Annotated in this window: 14 protein-coding genes, 1 tRNA gene and 1 pseudogene; 6 read left to right on the top strand and 10 right to left on the bottom strand. The window is 63.0% G+C overall.

Annotated elements, in window-relative coordinates:
* Positions 1–2 precede the first annotated feature (2 nt).
* The 4 genes and pseudogenes from selA (at position 3) to J2Y48_RS10975 (ending at position 4,262) form a co-directional block, all read left to right on the top strand.
* Complete coding sequence (gene selA / locus J2Y48_RS10960) at positions 3–1,457, top strand: L-seryl-tRNA(Sec) selenium transferase (RefSeq protein ID WP_310417119.1); 1,455 nt, start codon at positions 3–5, stop codon at positions 1,455–1,457.
* Positions 1,444–2,223, top strand: a complete 780-nt coding sequence (locus J2Y48_RS10965; RefSeq protein ID WP_310417122.1) for a tetratricopeptide repeat protein — start codon at positions 1,444–1,446, stop codon at positions 2,221–2,223. The genes selA and J2Y48_RS10965 overlap by 14 nt, the downstream gene beginning before the upstream one ends.
* Positions 2,220–4,058 (top strand): annotated as a pseudogene (selB, locus tag J2Y48_RS10970) (selenocysteine-specific translation elongation factor); the annotation flags it as partial. The gene J2Y48_RS10965 and the pseudogene selB, both read left to right, overlap by 4 nt.
* A 108-nt stretch (positions 4,059–4,166) precedes the next feature.
* Positions 4,167–4,262 (top strand) — tRNA-Sec (locus J2Y48_RS10975).
* Positions 4,263–4,308: 46 nt separating this feature from the next.
* Here the strand turns inward: J2Y48_RS10975 and J2Y48_RS10980 are convergent.
* The 6 genes from J2Y48_RS10980 to J2Y48_RS11005 form a co-directional block, all read right to left on the bottom strand.
* A complete protein-coding gene (locus J2Y48_RS10980; RefSeq protein WP_310417125.1) occupies positions 4,309–5,370 on the bottom strand; it encodes a GlxA family transcriptional regulator in 1,062 nt (353 codons plus the stop codon).
* Between the two features lie 108 nt (positions 5,371–5,478).
* Complete coding sequence (locus tag J2Y48_RS10985; RefSeq protein ID WP_310417128.1) at positions 5,479–6,579, bottom strand: ABC transporter ATP-binding protein; 1,101 nt, start codon at positions 6,577–6,579, stop codon at positions 5,479–5,481.
* Positions 6,576–7,409 (bottom strand): ABC transporter permease, encoded by an 834-nt coding sequence (locus tag J2Y48_RS10990; RefSeq protein ID WP_310417131.1) that lies wholly within the window; start codon positions 7,407–7,409, stop codon positions 6,576–6,578. The genes J2Y48_RS10985 and J2Y48_RS10990 overlap by 4 nt, the downstream gene beginning before the upstream one ends.
* Positions 7,406–8,251 carry an ABC transporter permease gene (locus tag J2Y48_RS10995; RefSeq protein WP_310417135.1) on the bottom strand — a complete coding sequence of 282 codons (846 nt, stop codon included), beginning with the start codon at positions 8,249–8,251 and terminating at the stop codon, positions 7,406–7,408. Before J2Y48_RS10995 ends, J2Y48_RS10990 begins: the two co-directional genes overlap by 4 nt.
* A 118-nt stretch (positions 8,252–8,369) precedes the next feature.
* The gene (locus J2Y48_RS11000) at positions 8,370–9,506 is read right to left on the bottom strand and encodes an extracellular solute-binding protein (protein WP_310417139.1); all 1,137 of its coding nucleotides are present in this window, start codon (positions 9,504–9,506) and stop codon (positions 8,370–8,372) included.
* A 90-nt stretch (positions 9,507–9,596) separates the two neighbouring features.
* Entirely contained in the window at positions 9,597–10,511 is a 915-nt protein-coding gene (locus J2Y48_RS11005) for a LysR substrate-binding domain-containing protein (RefSeq protein ID WP_310417142.1), read from the bottom strand.
* Between the two features lie 97 nt (positions 10,512–10,608).
* Here J2Y48_RS11005 and J2Y48_RS11010 point away from each other — a divergent pair, with 97 nt between their 5' ends.
* A complete protein-coding gene (locus tag J2Y48_RS11010; protein WP_310417145.1) occupies positions 10,609–11,388 on the top strand; it encodes a creatininase in 780 nt (259 codons plus the stop codon).
* Positions 11,389–11,457: 69 nt separating this feature from the next.
* Here J2Y48_RS11010 and J2Y48_RS11015 read toward each other — a convergent pair whose 3' ends face one another.
* Positions 11,458–12,672, bottom strand: coding sequence for a M24 family metallopeptidase (locus tag J2Y48_RS11015; protein ID WP_310417148.1), 1,215 nt, complete (start codon positions 12,670–12,672; stop codon positions 11,458–11,460).
* A gap of 193 nt (positions 12,673–12,865) precedes the next feature.
* Between J2Y48_RS11015 and J2Y48_RS11020 the strand changes: the two genes are divergently transcribed.
* Positions 12,866–13,183, top strand: a complete 318-nt coding sequence (locus J2Y48_RS11020; protein WP_310417151.1) for a hypothetical protein — start codon at positions 12,866–12,868, stop codon at positions 13,181–13,183.
* A gap of 128 nt (positions 13,184–13,311) precedes the next feature.
* Here J2Y48_RS11020 and hemW read toward each other — a convergent pair whose 3' ends face one another.
* The 3 genes from hemW to J2Y48_RS11035 are packed head-to-tail and all read right to left on the bottom strand — an operon-like array spanning position 13,312 to position 15,597.
* Positions 13,312–14,508 (bottom strand): radical SAM family heme chaperone HemW, encoded by a 1,197-nt coding sequence (hemW, locus tag J2Y48_RS11025; RefSeq protein WP_310417155.1) that lies wholly within the window; start codon positions 14,506–14,508, stop codon positions 13,312–13,314.
* A gap of 7 nt (positions 14,509–14,515) precedes the next feature.
* The gene (rdgB, locus tag J2Y48_RS11030) at positions 14,516–15,160 is read right to left on the bottom strand and encodes an RdgB/HAM1 family non-canonical purine NTP pyrophosphatase (protein ID WP_310417158.1); all 645 of its coding nucleotides are present in this window, start codon (positions 15,158–15,160) and stop codon (positions 14,516–14,518) included.
* 11 nt (positions 15,161–15,171) lie between these two features.
* Positions 15,172–15,597, bottom strand: coding sequence for a VOC family protein (locus J2Y48_RS11035; protein WP_310417161.1), 426 nt, complete (start codon positions 15,595–15,597; stop codon positions 15,172–15,174).
* Between the last annotated feature and the right edge of the window lie 59 nt (positions 15,598–15,656).

Raw genomic sequence — 15,656 nt, forward strand, 5'->3', positions numbered from 1 at the left:
CAATGGAGCAGAGAAATAGCGAGCTCCGGGATGACGGCACGCAGGCAAGCCTGCGCCGGCTTCCGGCGGTCGACCAGGTGTTGCAGACGGAACAGGCCCGCGGATCGATCGCGCGGTTCGGTCGCCTGGCCGTGGCCGATGCCGTGCGGCGTACGCTCGCAGCTGTGCGCGAGGAGGTGAAGGCTGGCACGTCGCCACCGTCGATGACCGTCATCGCCGAGCGGGCGGCGGTTCTGCTCGAAACGGCCGCGCGCTCCAGCCTCAGGCCGCTGTTCAATCTGACCGGCACGGTGCTCCACACCAATCTCGGCCGCGCGGTGCTGGCAGACGCGGCGATCGAGGCCGCGGCCATGGCGATGCGCGAGGCGGTGGCGCTGGAATTCGACCTCGCCACGGGCAAGCGCGGGGAACGTGACGATCACCTGCGCGCGCTCGTCTGCGAACTGACCGGCGCCGAAGACGCCACCATCGTCAACAACAATGCCGCTGCCGTCCTTCTGGTGCTGAACAGCCTCGCCGCCGGCAAGGACGCGATCGTCTCGCGCGGCGAACTCATCGAGATCGGCGGCGCGTTTCGTATGCCCGACATCATGACCCGCGCCGGTGCGCGGCTGGTCGAGGTCGGAACCACCAACCGCACCCATCCGCGCGACTACGCCGATGCCATCAACGATGAAACCGGGGTGGTGTTGAAGGTCCACACCTCCAACTACCGGATCGAGGGCTTTACCCGCGAGGTTCCGGCGGCGGAACTTGCGGCGATTGTGAAGGGAAAGGGTGTCCCGCTCGTCAATGATCTGGGATCCGGCACACTCGCTGATCTCGAGGCCTTTGGCCTGGCGCACGAGCCGACCGTGCGCGAGGCGGTGGCCGAGGGCGCCGATATCGTCACCTTTTCCGGCGACAAGCTTCTGGGCGGACCGCAAGCGGGTTTCATCGTCGGGCGCCGCGACCTGATCGCGCAGATCAACAACAACCCGATGAAACGAGTCCTGCGGGTCGACAAGATCAGACTTGCCGCCCTCGAAGCAACGCTGAGGCTCTATCGTGATCCAGACCGGCTTGCCGAGCGCCTGCCGACGATGCGCTTTCTGTCACGATCGGCCGACGAAATCAGGGCGCTCGCGACGCGCCTAGCCCCTGCCCTGCAACCGACGCTGGGGGCGGCTTTCGATGTGAGCGTTATCGACTGCCAAAGCCAGATCGGCTCCGGCGCCCTGCCGCTGTCGACCATCGCCAGCGCCGGGCTTGCGGTCACGCCGACGGACGGAAGCGGCATGAGGCTTACCGGCCTCTCGGCCGCGCTGCGACGGCTGCCAATGCCGGTGATCGGCCGGGTCGAGCGCGGCGCGCTTATCCTTGATCTGCGCTGTCTGGAGGACGAGGAGCGCTTCCTCACCAATCTCTTCGGCCTCCCCGCGGAAATGGGCAGGTCCACCGAAGATGCGGATCGCTGATCTCTTCACCCGCAAGCCGAAGACGGACAAGGTCGCAGACGCGATGCAGAGCGCTCTCGATGCCGCAAAGGCCGGACACTACTCGACAGCGCTCTCCATCTGGGAGCCGCTTGCACGGGACGGCCACGCCCGCGCGCAGAACAATATCGGCGCCTGTTTTGCCGGCGGGCTCGGCGTCGAGCGTGACCCGAGCCTCGCGCGGCGCTGGTTGACGCTGTCGGCAGAGGCTGGCGATCCGTCCGGCCAGCGCAACTTGGCATCGCTGCTATTCAATGGCCAGGGCGCCGAACCGGACTATCCGGAAGCCGCCCGACTCTACCGCCTTGCCGCCGAACAGGGCGATGCGCAGGCACAGGACATGGTAAGCTGGATGCTGCTCGAAGGTGAAGTCGTCGCTGCCGATCCGGTCGAGGCACGGCATTGGGCTTTGAAGGCAGCGGAAGGCGGCGTCCCGGCCGCAATGACGCGGCTCGGCATGATTTATCACAATGCGCTCGGCGTTTCGCGCGACGCGGAGGCGGCCGCCTCCTGGTGGAGAAAGGGCGCCGAGGCGGGAGACGCCGACGGTCGGGCCATGCTGGGCGCGGCCCTGCACCTCGGCACCGGCATCGAACGCGATCCGGTTTCGGCCTACCTCTGGCTGCTGCGCGCTGAAAGAGGCGGCAGCAAGCTTGCCGCGCCTTTCATGAAGGCGGCGCGCGACGCGCTGACCGATGACGAGCGGCTGACCGTCGAAGCGGACGCCGGAAGGCCTGACCCGCCATGATTATCGGAACGGCAGGTCATATCGACCACGGCAAGACATCGTTGGTGAAGGCGCTGACGCAGGTCGACACCGATCGCCTCAAGGAGGAGAAGGCCCGCGGCATCTCGATCGACCTCGGCTTCGCCTACCTGCCGCTGCCTGAAAACCCGGAGGTGATCCTCGGGTTCGTCGATGTTCCGGGGCATGAGAAGTTCATCCACACGATGCTGGCCGGTGCGGCCAGCATCGATTTCGTCATGCTGGTGGTCGCCGCCGACGATGGCGTGATGCCGCAGACGCGCGAACATCTGGCGATCGTCGATCTGCTCGGCATCCGCCAGGGCGTGGCGGTGATCACCAAGAGCGATCTCGTGGCGCCCGAGCGCATCGCCGAGGTCGAAGGGACGATCCGCAACGAACTGAGCGTAACGGGTTTGGGCGCCATTCCGATCATGGTGGTATCGACCCGCACGGGCGAAGGCGTGCCGCAATTGCAGGCGGCGCTGGCGCAGGCGGCGCGCGGCTTCGAGCATCGCCGCGCCGCCGGACGCTTCCGCCTCGCCGTCGACCGATCCTTCACCATCCAGGGTGTCGGCACGGTGGTCACCGGCTCGGTGCTTTCCGGCAGGGTCAGGGTAGGCGACCATATGATCGTCAGTCCCTCGGGAAAAGCGGTGCGGGTCCGCTCGTTGCACGCGCAGAACCGTCAAACCGAAACGGGCCAGGCCGGTGACCGCTGCGCGCTCAATCTCGCAGGTGACGGCATCTCGAAAGCGGAGATCGGTCGTGGCGATATGGTGGTCTCCCCCACCCTCCATGCACCTACCGGCCGCATCGACGCGACATTGCGGCTCCTGCCGTCGGAACGAAAGTCGCTTGGCCAGTGGTTTCCAGCGCGCCTGCACCACGCCTCGACGGAGGTCGGCGCGCGCATTGTGCTTCTGGGAGACGAGGATCTGCGGCCCGGGACCGACAGCCGCGTTCAACTGGTGCTGGATCGCCCGATCGCCGCAGCCGCCGGCGACCGGTACGTCATTCGCGACGTCTCGGCCAGGCGCACCATCGGCGGCGGGCGCTTCCTCGACCTGCGCGCCCCGCAGCGCAAGCGGCGAAGCCCGGAGCGCGCGGCGCAACTTTCAGCCCATGCGATCGACGACCCGGTTGCAGCAGCACGGGCTCTGCTTTCAGTCGAACCATACCACCTGGATGCTACGGCTTTCCTGCGGGACCGTGCCCTGCCCAAGGATACGGCGGCCTTTGCGCGGACGCTCGGTGCCGTCATGCTACCGTGCGGCGCATCGGCGCTCCTGATGCTGCCGAAGCGGTGGCGAGCGTTCTGTGCAGCGCTTCTTGAGCAGCTTGCCTTGTTCCACGCGGCCAATCCCGACCTTGCCGGCATGGGGCTTGAGCGCTTGCGGCTGGTGCTGCAGCCGCGCTTGCCCGCCCCTGCGTTCCGTGCAGTGGTTTCCGTACTGCTCGCGGAAGGAGCGGTCGCACTCGACGGCGTCTGGCTGCGGCTCAGCAGCCACAAGGCGACGATGAGCGCTGCCGATGAGTTACTCTGGCACCGCTTGCTGCCGCTCATCGGCGAAGAGACGCGTTTCCGGCCCCAGCGCGTGCGCGATATCGCCGGACTGCTGGGTGAGCGCGAAGCCGACATCCGCCGCCTCCTGAAACTGGCAAGCCGCATGGGCCGGGTGCACGAGGTGGCGCAGGACCGCTTCTTCCTGCGGGAGACGATCGCGGAAATGATCGGCATCGCCGCGGAAATGCACCCGAGCGTCGATAGCGGCTGGTTCACGGCCGCCGGTTTTCGGGATCACGTCGACAGCGGGCGCAAGGTGGCGATCCAGATCCTGGAGTTCTTCGACCGCAGCGGCGTAACGGTACGGCGCGGTGACCGGCGCAGGCTCAATCGCCAGAAACTGGACTTGTTCGGCGATCTGACGCAGGTTGGCGGGACTGGAAGAGACTCGTTCCCGGTGGGGCGTCCGGACTTCAAATCCGGGAGGGGCCGTTAGACGGTCTTTGGTGGGTTCGACTCCCATTCTCTTCCGCCAGCTCTTCAGACTGGTCGCAACCCTTTCCAGGGACGCTTAGCCGCATCTATCGCCCGGCGCGGCTGCAACTAGACCTTCGTGCCTTGATGCGCAGGGCGGTCGGCGTCGAGCCGAAGTTCGCACGGAATTTTCTGCAGAAGTGAGAGCTGCTCTCGAAACCAACCTCGAGGGCGATCTCGATCAGGGATTTGGACGTGCGCTCGACCAGAAGCAACGCCTTCTTCATGCGGATCTTCTCATAGGCCGTCGCAGGAGAGATCCCGGTCTTGTTGTGGAAGACACGTTCCAGCTGGCGACGTGAAAGTCCGACTTTCTCCGCAATCGTTTCGATGCCGACCTTCTCTTCGATGTGTTGTTCCATGCACAACAAGGCGGCCTTGATCCGCGCATCGTCATGCGTCGGCAGCAAGATCGGCATGCGGCTCTGCAATTCGCTGCCCTCGCGCCGGCGCTCGACCTGAAGGATTTCGAGAGCGTTTCGCTCCGGACCTTCTCCGACATGGCGGCGAACCAGCAGCGCGGCGAGGTCGGCGACCGCACTGCCGCCTGCACAGGTAATCGTGTTCCTATCCTCGACAAACAGCCGTTGAGAGGTCAGTCGAATGGCCGGATAACGGGCCTTGAACTCGGCGTGGTGGAGCCAGCTCACGCAAGCGAGACGGTCCTTTAACAAGCCCGCGCCAGCAAGAATGAAGCTGCCGGTGCAGACCCCGACGATCCTGACCTTCTTCCGGGACGCTTGATGCAGAAAGGCGACCGTTTCGCGATCGAGCGGCTCCTCGACATCAAGCAGGCCGCCGATGACGGCGATGTAGTCGAAGCGTTCCGGATTTCCGAGCCTGGTGGTCGGCGACACCTGAACCCCGCTGCTCGACTTGATCATATGCGGCGTGGCGCTGATGACTTCCCAATCGCACAGAACGCGGCCCGAGCGATCGTCAACGTCGCTGGCAAGCCGGAGGGTGTCGATGAACAGGGAGAAGGCGCTCAATGTAAAATGCCGAGCAAGGACGAACCCGACCCTGAGCGTTGCCCCCCTGGACTTCTGTTCGTCCCTGTCGGACGCTCGCTGGTTAGCAACGACCTGTCCGATGCCACGTTCAAACATCTCAGCTCCCTTTCCCAACCCGCCCGGCAGGATCGCACGATATGGCCCGACCTCCGCTTTCCCAAAAAACAGGTGACCAAGGCCCCGGCGCCAAAGGCCAATTCCGGGTCAATCCTGTCCCGGCAGGATATGTGCGGCCTCGGGGCGCCAGGAGACCCACACCTGTGCTCCCGGAGAATGGTCAATCTTCTCCAGTTCATCATGGCTTTTCTGCGCCTTCAGTTCCAGAGCGCCTGCGGCATTCTCCAAGTGAATGATCGCCGTCGCGCCAACGAACTCCTCGCCCACCACCGATGCCCGCACTGAATTGTAGTCATTCGTCGGCTTTTCGCCGCTGAGGTGGACCCGATCGTCCGACACCACAAAGGTCGCCCGGTCCCCCTTGCTGAGCGGCGTCGTGGCATTGGACGAGACGACGAAGTCACCGGCGGGTGTAGCGATCTTCACGGACGCGCCATCGACGCCCGAGACGGTGCCGCTGAAGATATTGTTCGACCCCAGGAATTCCGCAACGAACCGCGTGCGTGGCGCGCGGTAGATTTCCTGCGGGTTGCCAATCTGCTCGATCCGTCCGCGGCTCATGATCACGACGCGATCGGCCATGGAGAACGCCTCGGATTGGCTGTGCGTGACGTAGACGAAGGTGATGCCGAGTTCACGTTGCAGATTGGACAGCACCGTCTGCATGCGCACCTTCAGATGGGCGTCGAGCGCCGACAACGGCTCGTCCAGCAACAGGATTTCCGGTTCTGTCACCAGCGAGCGGGCGAGTGCGACGCGCTGGCGCTGGCCACCGGAAAGATGCGCGACATTGCGGTCGGCAAACTCGGTGATCTGCATTCGCTCCAGCCAGGTGTCGACCCGCTTGCGGCGCTTGGATTTCTCAAGCCCGCGCATCCGCAGAGCAAACTCCACATTCTCGCGTACTGTCAGGAAGGGGAAGAGCGCGAGGCTTTGCCACACCATCGGCGTATCGCGCCGCCAGGTCGGCAGGTCGTTGATGCGCTTGCCGGCAAGGCGGATCTCGCCTTCGCTCGGAGCCTCCAGCCCGGCCAGCATGCGCAGCGTCGTGGTCTTGCCGCAACCGCTGGAGCCCATGATGGCAAGGAACTCACCCTTGTGGATTTCGAAGTCCGTCCGTTCGACCGCGAGGAATGCGCCGAACCGCTTGACGACGCCGTCGAAGACAACGAGAGCCTTGTCGTTCATGATACTTGTACTCCGGCAGTTTCGGCGGTCACTTTAGGCGCACCGCTGCGTTTCATGAGAAGGACCTGGGCGAGGATCACCAGCGTCATCGAGACAATGAAGACGAAGGTGCCGATAACGTTGATGCGGGGGCTGACCTGGCCTTGCAGGAAGCCGAGCACCTTGACCGGCAACGTCTCGTTGAGGCCCGAGACGAACCAGGCGACGGCGAACTCGTCGAAGGACACCGCCATCGTGATGAACAGTGCCGCAAAGATCGCCGGCTTGCAGAAGGGGATGATCACATGTCGCATCGCCATCCACTCCGACGCACCGAGATTCCATGCCGCGGACTCCAGCGACGGATCCATCTGTGATAGGCGCAGCCGCACGATTGCCATGGCGAAGGGCGCACACATCACCACATGGGCGATGATGACCGAATGGATGGCGCCGGAGAGGCTGACGTTCGACAGGAAGGCCAGCATGGCGAGGCCGAGGATGACCACCGGGATGGTGGGCGGCAACAGCGCCAGCGCGACATAGAGCGACTTGCCGAAGAACCTGTAGCGGAAGTCGGTATAGGCGGCGCCGAAGCCGATCGCCGTCGCCAGGACCGACACCACGACGCCTGCTATCAGCGTGTTTCGCAGTCCTTCCCAGACCAACGGATCATTGGCCACCGCTTCGTACCAGATGGTCGAGAAGCCACCGAGCGGAAGCGAGGGGAACCGGTCGACATTGAACGAGAAGACGAAGCTTGCGCCGATCGGCGCAAAGACGAAAGCGAAGGCCAGCAACAGGTAAAGCTTCAATGCCCAGTCGATCAGGCGGTTGCGGTTGAAGGTCATCGTCCGCGCTCCTTGTAGGCGTAGTTGACCAATGCGAAGGCGACGGCCAGCAGCGTTGCGATCATGATCAGGGCAATCACCGCCGCCCGCGGCCACTGCTGGCCCGATTTGGTGGTGTCCGTGATCAGGATGGAAAGGGTCGGCGGGTCGCCGCCGCCGAGGTAGAGCGGGCTGACGAAATCGCCGAAGGTCAGGATGAAGCAGAACAGCGCGGCGATCACGAGGCCGACCCGTGCCGAGGGGACGATGACCTCGAAGACGGTGCGCAGCCGGCCACAGCGCAAGTTGTGCGCCGCCTCGATCAACGTTCTGTCCACGAAGATCAGGCTGAAAAGCTGCAGCAGCACGACCAGCGGCAAGCTCAGCGTCAGGTAGCCGACCATGACTCCGAAGGTAGAGTTGAGCATCCCGAACGGCCCGAGCCCGACCTTGGCAAACAGCGCGTTGAAGATGCCGTTGTCGGACAGGAAGATCTGCCAGGAGTAGATGCGCACCAGGTAGCTGGTGAAGAAGGGTATCACCATCAGAAACACGGCCCAGCGCCGTGCGGTGTCCGAAAGCTTGTAGGCGATCGCATAGGCGCAGGGAAAGGCAACCGCGCTGGTGATGATGGCAGCCGCCGTAGCGAGCGCGAAGGTTCGCAGATAGGCATCCCAGAAGACGCCGCGCGAGAGCATCCAGACCCAGTTGACGGTGTCGAAGTTCGGCTCCATGCGGAAGTTCCGGACCGTCCAGAAACTGAGAGCGATCAGGAACAACAATGGCGCGAGAAAGAACATGACCTGCCAGACGAGCATCGGCAGCGAGAAGGTCAGACCATAGAGAGTTATTGATTTCCGCATCGTGTAGTCCCACGTCCATGCGACTGCACGGCCAGCACCGCGCAGGATTGCCGGAAAGAACGGGCGGGCCCCGAGGCCCGCCCTGACGAGTGTCGGCAGTTATGCAGGTCTGGTGGCGCTACGCGCTCTTGTATTCGGACCAGAAGTCGTTCCAGGTCTCGAGGCTCTGCTGCACGGGTAACTGCCGGTACTTGATGCGGCCGTTGCGGATCAGGTCCATCGCGTTGCTCTCATTGAGCAGCATTCCCTGGCGCTTGGCCTCTTCCGGCGTTTCCACGGCCAGCAGCTCCCAGCCCTTCTTGTTCGGGATCAGGCAGGGATAGGCAGCCATGTTGGCCGACTTCACCTGGCCCTTGGCCGAGGTGATGTACTGGATCCACTTCTTGGCAAGATCGGCCTTCTGCGAGCCCTTGCCGATGGAGAAGGATTCGGTGAACTGGAGACCGCCTTCCTCCGGGATGACGCTGCGTACCTTGGCGCCGCCCTTTTCAAGGGCACCGGTGATCCAGTCGCCGATGCCGGCCATGACCAACATCTGTCCGTTCTGCAGCGACGAGAAGGTGCCGCCGTAGTCGAAGAAACCGCCGATCTGCGGGCGCAGCGTTTTGGTTACTTCCTGCACCTTTTCCCAGGCGGATTCGTCGATGTCATAAGGAGAGGCGTTGCCGTTCAGCAGGCTGATCTGGCCGAGATTGGGCAGGTGCCAGTCGAAATGGCCGACCTTGCCCTTCAGCTTCTCGTCCCAGTAGACTTTGTAGGTCGAGGCCTCCTTCTCGGTGATCGCCTCGGTGTTGTAGGCAACCCCCAGGAAACCGAAACGGGTGATCACCGAATAGAGCTTGCCATCCTGCCAGTGGCCGGGGAATTGCTGGAACTCCGGAAAGAATTCGTCGAAAGCGTAGTCCTTCGGGTCGAGTTCCTCGATGTAGCCGGCAGCGTTGAGCTGCTGGACGTACTCGGCATCGGAGAGGATGATGTCGAAGGTGCCGGGAGGCGACTGGGCGATCAGGCCCAGCATGTTGTCGCCGCCGGTATAGTATTTTGGCTTGAACTTGACGTTGTTCTCCGCCTCGAATTCCGCGACGACGTCGGGTTCGGCATGACCGTACCAGGCGAGCATCGTCAGCTCGGTCGGTGCGGCGAAAGCAAGGCGGCTCAGATAGGGTGTAGCCAAAATCCCGCCGCCCACGATGGCGGTGCTTTTCAGAAACTCACGCCGGGTACGGCGCTCCGACGGTATAACCTTGACGCTCATTCCATTCCCCTCCCGTTTGTTATGAGAGAAGCGTATGCAGCGTCCATGCATTTGAAAAATTAATTCTCATAATTTTTGCATTTGCTTTTCTTATCGCCGATCAAGTTCCGAATAACGACTCCGCGGGGACGATGAAACGCCTGCTTCGTCAAGCCGCGAGATGATGTGGTTGACCAGCCCGATACCGGCGTCGGACAGACGCGGGTGTTTGTAGAAAAGACCAACACGAATCTCGGCGAGCGGCGGGAGGCCGTCGCGCTCATCGAGGGCGCGCATGCCCGGAAGCATCGTATACTGCGTCAGCGCGCTGACACCCAGACCGTTCACCACGGCATTCTGAAGGCCGGCGATGCCAGAGCCGGTATAGGCGACACGCCAGCGGATCTGCGCGTCGTCCAGCGCCTGGATCATCCTTGCGCGATAGGCGCAGCCTTCGGGATGTGCTGCAAGGCAAATGCCGATGGCCGGATCGAAACTGACATCTGCCGCCGCCGCCCAGATCGGTCGCTCGATCCACGACCGCGACAAATATTGCGCGCGCTCTCCGTTGACCATGGCCACCGCTATGTCGAGTTCATCGGCGTGCAGCCGGTCGAGGATCTCGGCGCTCCACCCGCAATGCAGTTCGAGCGATATGTCCGTATGCTGGCGGGTGTACTCCGTGATCACGCCCTGCAGGAAGGCCACCGCATAGTCGTTGGGAAGGCCGACGCGGATGACCCCGGCGATTTTTGACCGGTCGAAATAGGAGGCGACCTCGTCGTTCAGCCGCAAGATCTCACGCGCATAGCTCAAGAGCATCTCCCCCTCGCTGGTCAGGAGAAGCGTACGGCCGACCTGCTTGATGATCGGAGAGCCCACAAGCTCCTCAAGCCGCCTGATCTGCAGCGAGATGGCCGGTTGCGTTCGCCCAAGCGCTTCGCCCGCCTTGGTGAAAGCGCCGAGGTCGATGACCGAGACGAAGGTTCGCAGTAGGTCTGTCTGGAAGTTGACGATGTTGCGCACGGATTTGAATTTCTCATGTAACGATGACGATTATAAATTTCCCATATTCTCCGGCAAGCAGCAATTATTCCTCTTCAACTTAGATGAGGAGATGTTAATGCCAGCCGATTCCGTTTTCGCCGCCGAACTGCCCTGGCCGGATTACGACGCCAAGGTGCGGGACGGCTCCGTTCCGATCCTGATCCCGATCGGTTCGATGGAACAGCACGGCCATCACATGCCGATGCATGTCGATGTGCTGCTGCCGGTCGAGTTCGCCCGGCGTGTCGCGGGCCAGGTTGGCGCGCTGGTGGCCCCGCCGTTCACCTATGGCTACAAGTCTCATCAGAAGTCCGGCGGTGGCAATCACTTGCCGGGAACGACGAGCCTCGATGGCGCCACGCTGGTTGCTGCGCTGCGCGACGTCATCAAGGAATTCGCGCGCCACGGCGTCCGGAAAATAAGCCTGGTCAATGGCCACTTCGAGAACTCCTGGTTCATCATCGAGGGAATCGATCTGGCACTGCGTGAACTGCGCTGGAGTGGCATCGACGACATGAAGATCGTCGTGCTTTCCTATTGGGACTTCGTCGACAAGGCGACGATTGCAAAGCTCTATCCGGACGGCTTTCCCGGCTGGGACATTGAACACGGCGGCGTGCTGGAGACGTCGCTGATGCTGGCACTGCATCCGCACATGGTTCATCTCGAGCGCGCCATCGACCATCCGCCCGCCAGTTTCCCCCCCTACGACGTCTATCCGCCGAAGCCCGAATGGACGCCGCAGTGCGGCACGCTTTCCTCACCCAAGCAGGCCTCCGAGGAAAAGGGCCGGATTCTTCTCAACGTCTGCGTAGACGGTATCGTCAAGGCGTTGCGGACTGAGTTCCAGGGCTGACGGGTTCCGTCCGAATGCGCAGAGCGGGCCAGCAGTTGTCTCTGCTGGCCCGCTTCTGTTTCAAGGCGCTTAGTTGCGGATGATGTTGTGCTCCGGACCGAACGGGAAGCCGGTGATGTTCTCGGCGCCGTCTTCCTTGACGATCAGGATGTCGTGCTCGCGATAACCGCCAGCGCCGGGCATGCCTTCCGGCAACATCACCATCGGTTCCATCGAGACCACCATGCCGGGTTCCAGAACCGTATCGATATCCTCGCGCAGTTCCACGCCCGCCTCGCGACCATAGTAATGGGAGAGCACGCCGAAGGAGTGGCCATAGCCGAACGAGCGGTACTTCAGGAGGTCCCACTCGCGGTACATCTCGTTGAGCTCGATGGCGATGTCCTTGCAGCGTGCACCCGGCTTGATCAGCTCGAGGCCGCGGCGGTGGACGGCGACGTTCTTCTCCCAGATGTCGAGGCTCGCATCGTCGACATGATCGCAGAACAGCGTCCGCTCCAGCGCCGTGTAGTAGCCGAAGATCATCGGGAAGGTGTTGAGCGACAGGATATCGCCCGACTGCACGATGCGGTTGGTCACCGGGTTGTGGGCGCCATCGGTGTTCATGCCGGACTGGAACCAGGTCCAGGTGTCCATGAGTTCGACGAAGGGGAACGACTTGGCGATCTCGCGGATCATCGCGTTGGTCGTGGCGATCGCGACCTCGTGCTCCGGCACGCCGGCCTTGACGGCGGCCACGCAGGCGGCACCGCCGATGTCGCAGACGCGGGTGCCCTCGCGGATCAGCTTCTGCTCTTCAGCTGACTTGATCGTCCGCATCCACATCGACGGCTGGCCGACGTCGACGAACTCCACGCCCGGCAACGCCACTTCCAACTGGCGGCGGAAATCGAGCGTGACGTGGTCGAACTCGATGCCGATGCGCTTGGCACCCGGAGTAAGCTGCCGCACGGCCTGATAGAAATTGTCCCGGCGCCAGTCCGAGTAGGTGATGTTGTCGCCGAAGCTGCGGCGCCAGGGCTGGCCGCCGTCAATGCCTGCCGAGATCGTGGTGGCGTTGTTGTGGTCGATGACCATCCCGTATTTGCGGCCGAAATAGCAGTAGAGCCAGCCGGAATAGTAGTTGATGCAGTGATAGGAGGTGAACAGTGCCGCATCGACATTGTTTTCGGCCATCCAGCGACGCACGTCGTCCTGTCGGCGTTTCATTTCACCATCAGAGAACGGCGAGTACTCCTTTTCGCCGTTGTGCCATTTCATCACGTGCAGCATGTCGTCCATCATTGCATTCCTCCATCGCTCAGGACCGAATGATGTCGACGTTACAGAGGAAGGCTGTATCAGCAAAATTTATTCATATCATGGCGTCATTTAGAAAGTTTATGTTCATGCGTCAGCCCGCCCTTTGCGCGCGAGAGGCTGGAACGCGCCAAAGCAAAAGGCTGCGAAATACCACCATTTAAGAAACAAATTAGGTTTGGCCCTCAACGGTCTGTACCGTGGCTGCGGAAAACAGCTCGGGAGAGCGGAAATGACTGGCGATGTGCTCGGCAAAATGGCGCTCCACTTTGGCAGCCGGTTGTCGTTCGGCGCGGCCCGGCGGACGTCATTCGAGTGGCTTGGGTTGTTTTTCCATCGGAAGGCCGACGAACAGGAGGAGACCGGCGCCGAGATCGACAGTTCGCCGATCTTCATCTGCGGAATCGGCAGACCGGTCTATGTTTATCCTGGGCGGAGAAATCCGTCCTTGCACGCCAAACCCGAAGAGCAGCGAATCGAGGCGCATTTGCTCTGAACGACGCGGCGGGGACTATTTTGCAAGCGTGTCCGACTTGATGTTGGCGCGGTTCGCAAGATAGCCACTTGATGTGACCATGGTGCTGTGCCGCAGGCTGGGCGGATGCGCGACGGCGAGTTGGCGCTTCAGCAGGCCAGGTCCGCCACCACCGCGTCGAGGATCAGCATGCCGGCGGGCGTGCAGCGCAGGCGGGAATTGCCCAGACGCTCGATGAAGCCGTGGTCGATCAGGAACTGTTCGCGGTCGGGGTCCGGGCCTTGGCCCGACAGCATCTGCCAGCGGGCGAGATCGACGCCTTCGGTGAGCCGCAGCCCCATCAGCAGCAGTTCGTCGGCCTGTTCCGGCAGCTCAAGCACCTCCTGGTCGACCATGCCGTGGCCGTTTTCCTCAACCCGCGAGAGCCAGGTCTCGGGGTGGCGCTCGGTCGCGGTGGCGATTTTTGCGCCGCCCGTGGACACGCGACCATGGGCGCCGGGACCGATGCCGACATAATCGCCATAGCGCCAGTAGGTGAGGTTGTGCCGGCTTTCGGCGCCGGGGCGCGCATGATTGGAGACCTCGTAGGCGGGAAGGCCTTCGCGCGCAGTAATCTCCTGCGTCGCTTCGTAGAGGATCGCCGACTGCTCGCCATCGGGAAGAACAAGCTTGCCGGCCTTGTGCAGACCGAAGAAGGGCGTGCCTTCCTCGAGCGTCAGCTGGTACAGCGACAGGTGGTCGACCGCATAGGAGACAGCCTGCTTCAGCTCCGCATCCCAGTCGGCGACTGTCTGGTTTGGTCTGGCATAGATCAGGTCGAACGACATGCGCGGGAAGATCTCGCGGGCAAGCCGGATCGCCTTGAGCGCATCGTCGACGTCGTGCAGGCGACCGAGGAACTTCAGGTCCCGGTCGTTCAGCGCCTGGACGCCGAGCGAGACGCGATTGACGCCGGCTGCGCGATAGCCGCGGAAGCGCTCCGCCTCGACGCTGGAGGGGTTCGCCTCCATCGTGATCTCGATGCCGTCAGGAGTGTGCCAGTGGCGGGCGATGCCGGACAGGATTGCGTCGACGGTCGACGGCGCCATCAAGGACGGCGTGCCCCCGCCCATGAAGATGCTGGTGACCGTGCGCGGGCCGGAAAGCCGCCGCATCGTCTCCATCTCCTTCAGGAAGGCGGCAACGAAGCGCTCCTGGTCGACCGGCTGATGGCGGACATGGCTGTTGAAGTCGCAGTACGGGCATTTGGCGGCACAGAAGGGCCAGTGCACATAGATGCCGAAACCCGGATCCAGGGGATCCGCGGTGATCGGCTGCTTCGGTGCGAACGGGGTGACCGCCGTCATGGATGGCTCAAGCCTCCAGGCAGGTTTCGACGAAGCGCTTGAACGCGCGGGCGCGATGGGAAAGCGCCTGCGTGTCGCCGGGTTTCCAGCCGTGCTTTTCTTCCGCGCTCATCTCGCCGAAGGTGGTCTCGAAGCCTTCCGGCTGGAAGACCGGATCATAGCCGAAGCCCTGCGTGCCGCGCGGTGGCCAGATGACGGCGCCCTCGATCTCGCCGCGGAACAACTCGGTGTGCCCATCCGGCCAGGCGAGGCAGAGGACGGAGACGAAGCGGGCGGTGCGATCCGCGGGCGTGTCCGCACCCTTCTCCACGAGCGCTGTTTCCACCTTCTCCATGGCCATGGAAAAGTCGCGGCTGCCATCTTCCTTCTCCGCCCAGTTGGCGGTGTAGACGCCGGGCGCGCCACCGAGCGCGTCGATCACCAGCCCGGAATCGTCGGAAAGTGCCGGCAGGCCGGCGGCCTTCGCCGAGGCCAGCGCCTTGATCGCGGCATTCTCCTCGAAGGTGGTGCCGGTTTCGTCCGGCTCGATGAAGTTTAGTTCGGCGGCCGACTTGGCTTCGAACCCGAGCGGGCCGATCAGGTCGCGGATCTCGCGGATCTTGCCGGCATTGTGGCTGGCGACGATGATCGTCCGGGTGTCGAGCTTGCGCATATCGTTTCCTGTCAGGTCAGGCCCCAGAGGCCGGGTTCGGCGCATTCGAGGCTGTTTCCGGCGGGGTCGCGGAAATAGATGGAGCGGGCGCCGGTCGGCCAGCGGAAATCGGCCTCGATGGCGATTCCTGCTTCTTTGAGCTTTTCCGCCCAGAAATCAAGATCGCTGGCGGGAACGCGAAAGCAGACATGCCCCTGTCCGGTCGTGCCGTGGACGGGTACCGGCAAGGATTGCGGCGGCGGTGGGACGATCGTTTCCCTCGGGTTGAAGATCAAAAGCACGCCGGAGCCGCAGCGGAAGAAGACGTGGCGGTTCGCATGCCGGCTGATCTTCTCCAGCCCGAGCAGGCCCCCGTAGAAAGCCTCCGCCGCATCGAGGTTTTCGGCGTAGAGAGCCGTTTCGAGGATGCTCTGAAGGGCTGGTCTCGTGTCAGGCATTGCGTTCGCCTCTCACTCTCCCCGTCCCTCAGGCCCTTCTCCCGCTCGCGGGGAGAAGG

This window comes from Mycoplana sp. BE70, from assembly GCF_031455855.1.
Classification (GTDB): domain Bacteria; phylum Pseudomonadota; class Alphaproteobacteria; order Rhizobiales; family Rhizobiaceae; genus Mycoplana.

Coding starts and splice junctions, on each gene's coding strand:
- hemW (WP_310417155.1), bottom strand. CDS start 14,508: ATGACGGCGGTCACCCCGTTCGCACCGAAGCAGCCGATCACCGCGGAT.
- J2Y48_RS11015 (WP_310417148.1), bottom strand. CDS start 12,672: ATGATGGACGACATGCTGCACGTGATGAAATGGCACAACGGCGAAAAG.
- J2Y48_RS11010 (WP_310417145.1), top strand. CDS start 10,609: ATGCCAGCCGATTCCGTTTTCGCCGCCGAACTGCCCTGGCCGGATTAC.
- selA (WP_310417119.1), top strand. CDS start 3: ATGGAGCAGAGAAATAGCGAGCTCCGGGATGACGGCACGCAGGCAAGC.
- J2Y48_RS10965 (WP_310417122.1), top strand. CDS start 1,444: ATGCGGATCGCTGATCTCTTCACCCGCAAGCCGAAGACGGACAAGGTC.
- rdgB (WP_310417158.1), bottom strand. CDS start 15,160: ATGCGCAAGCTCGACACCCGGACGATCATCGTCGCCAGCCACAATGCC.
- J2Y48_RS10980 (WP_310417125.1), bottom strand. CDS start 5,370: ATGTTTGAACGTGGCATCGGACAGGTCGTTGCTAACCAGCGAGCGTCC.
- J2Y48_RS10990 (WP_310417131.1), bottom strand. CDS start 7,409: ATGACCTTCAACCGCAACCGCCTGATCGACTGGGCATTGAAGCTTTAC.
- J2Y48_RS11035 (WP_310417161.1), bottom strand. CDS start 15,597: ATGCCTGACACGAGACCAGCCCTTCAGAGCATCCTCGAAACGGCTCTC.
- J2Y48_RS10995 (WP_310417135.1), bottom strand. CDS start 8,251: ATGCGGAAATCAATAACTCTCTATGGTCTGACCTTCTCGCTGCCGATG.
- J2Y48_RS11000 (WP_310417139.1), bottom strand. CDS start 9,506: ATGAGCGTCAAGGTTATACCGTCGGAGCGCCGTACCCGGCGTGAGTTT.
- J2Y48_RS10985 (WP_310417128.1), bottom strand. CDS start 6,579: ATGAACGACAAGGCTCTCGTTGTCTTCGACGGCGTCGTCAAGCGGTTC.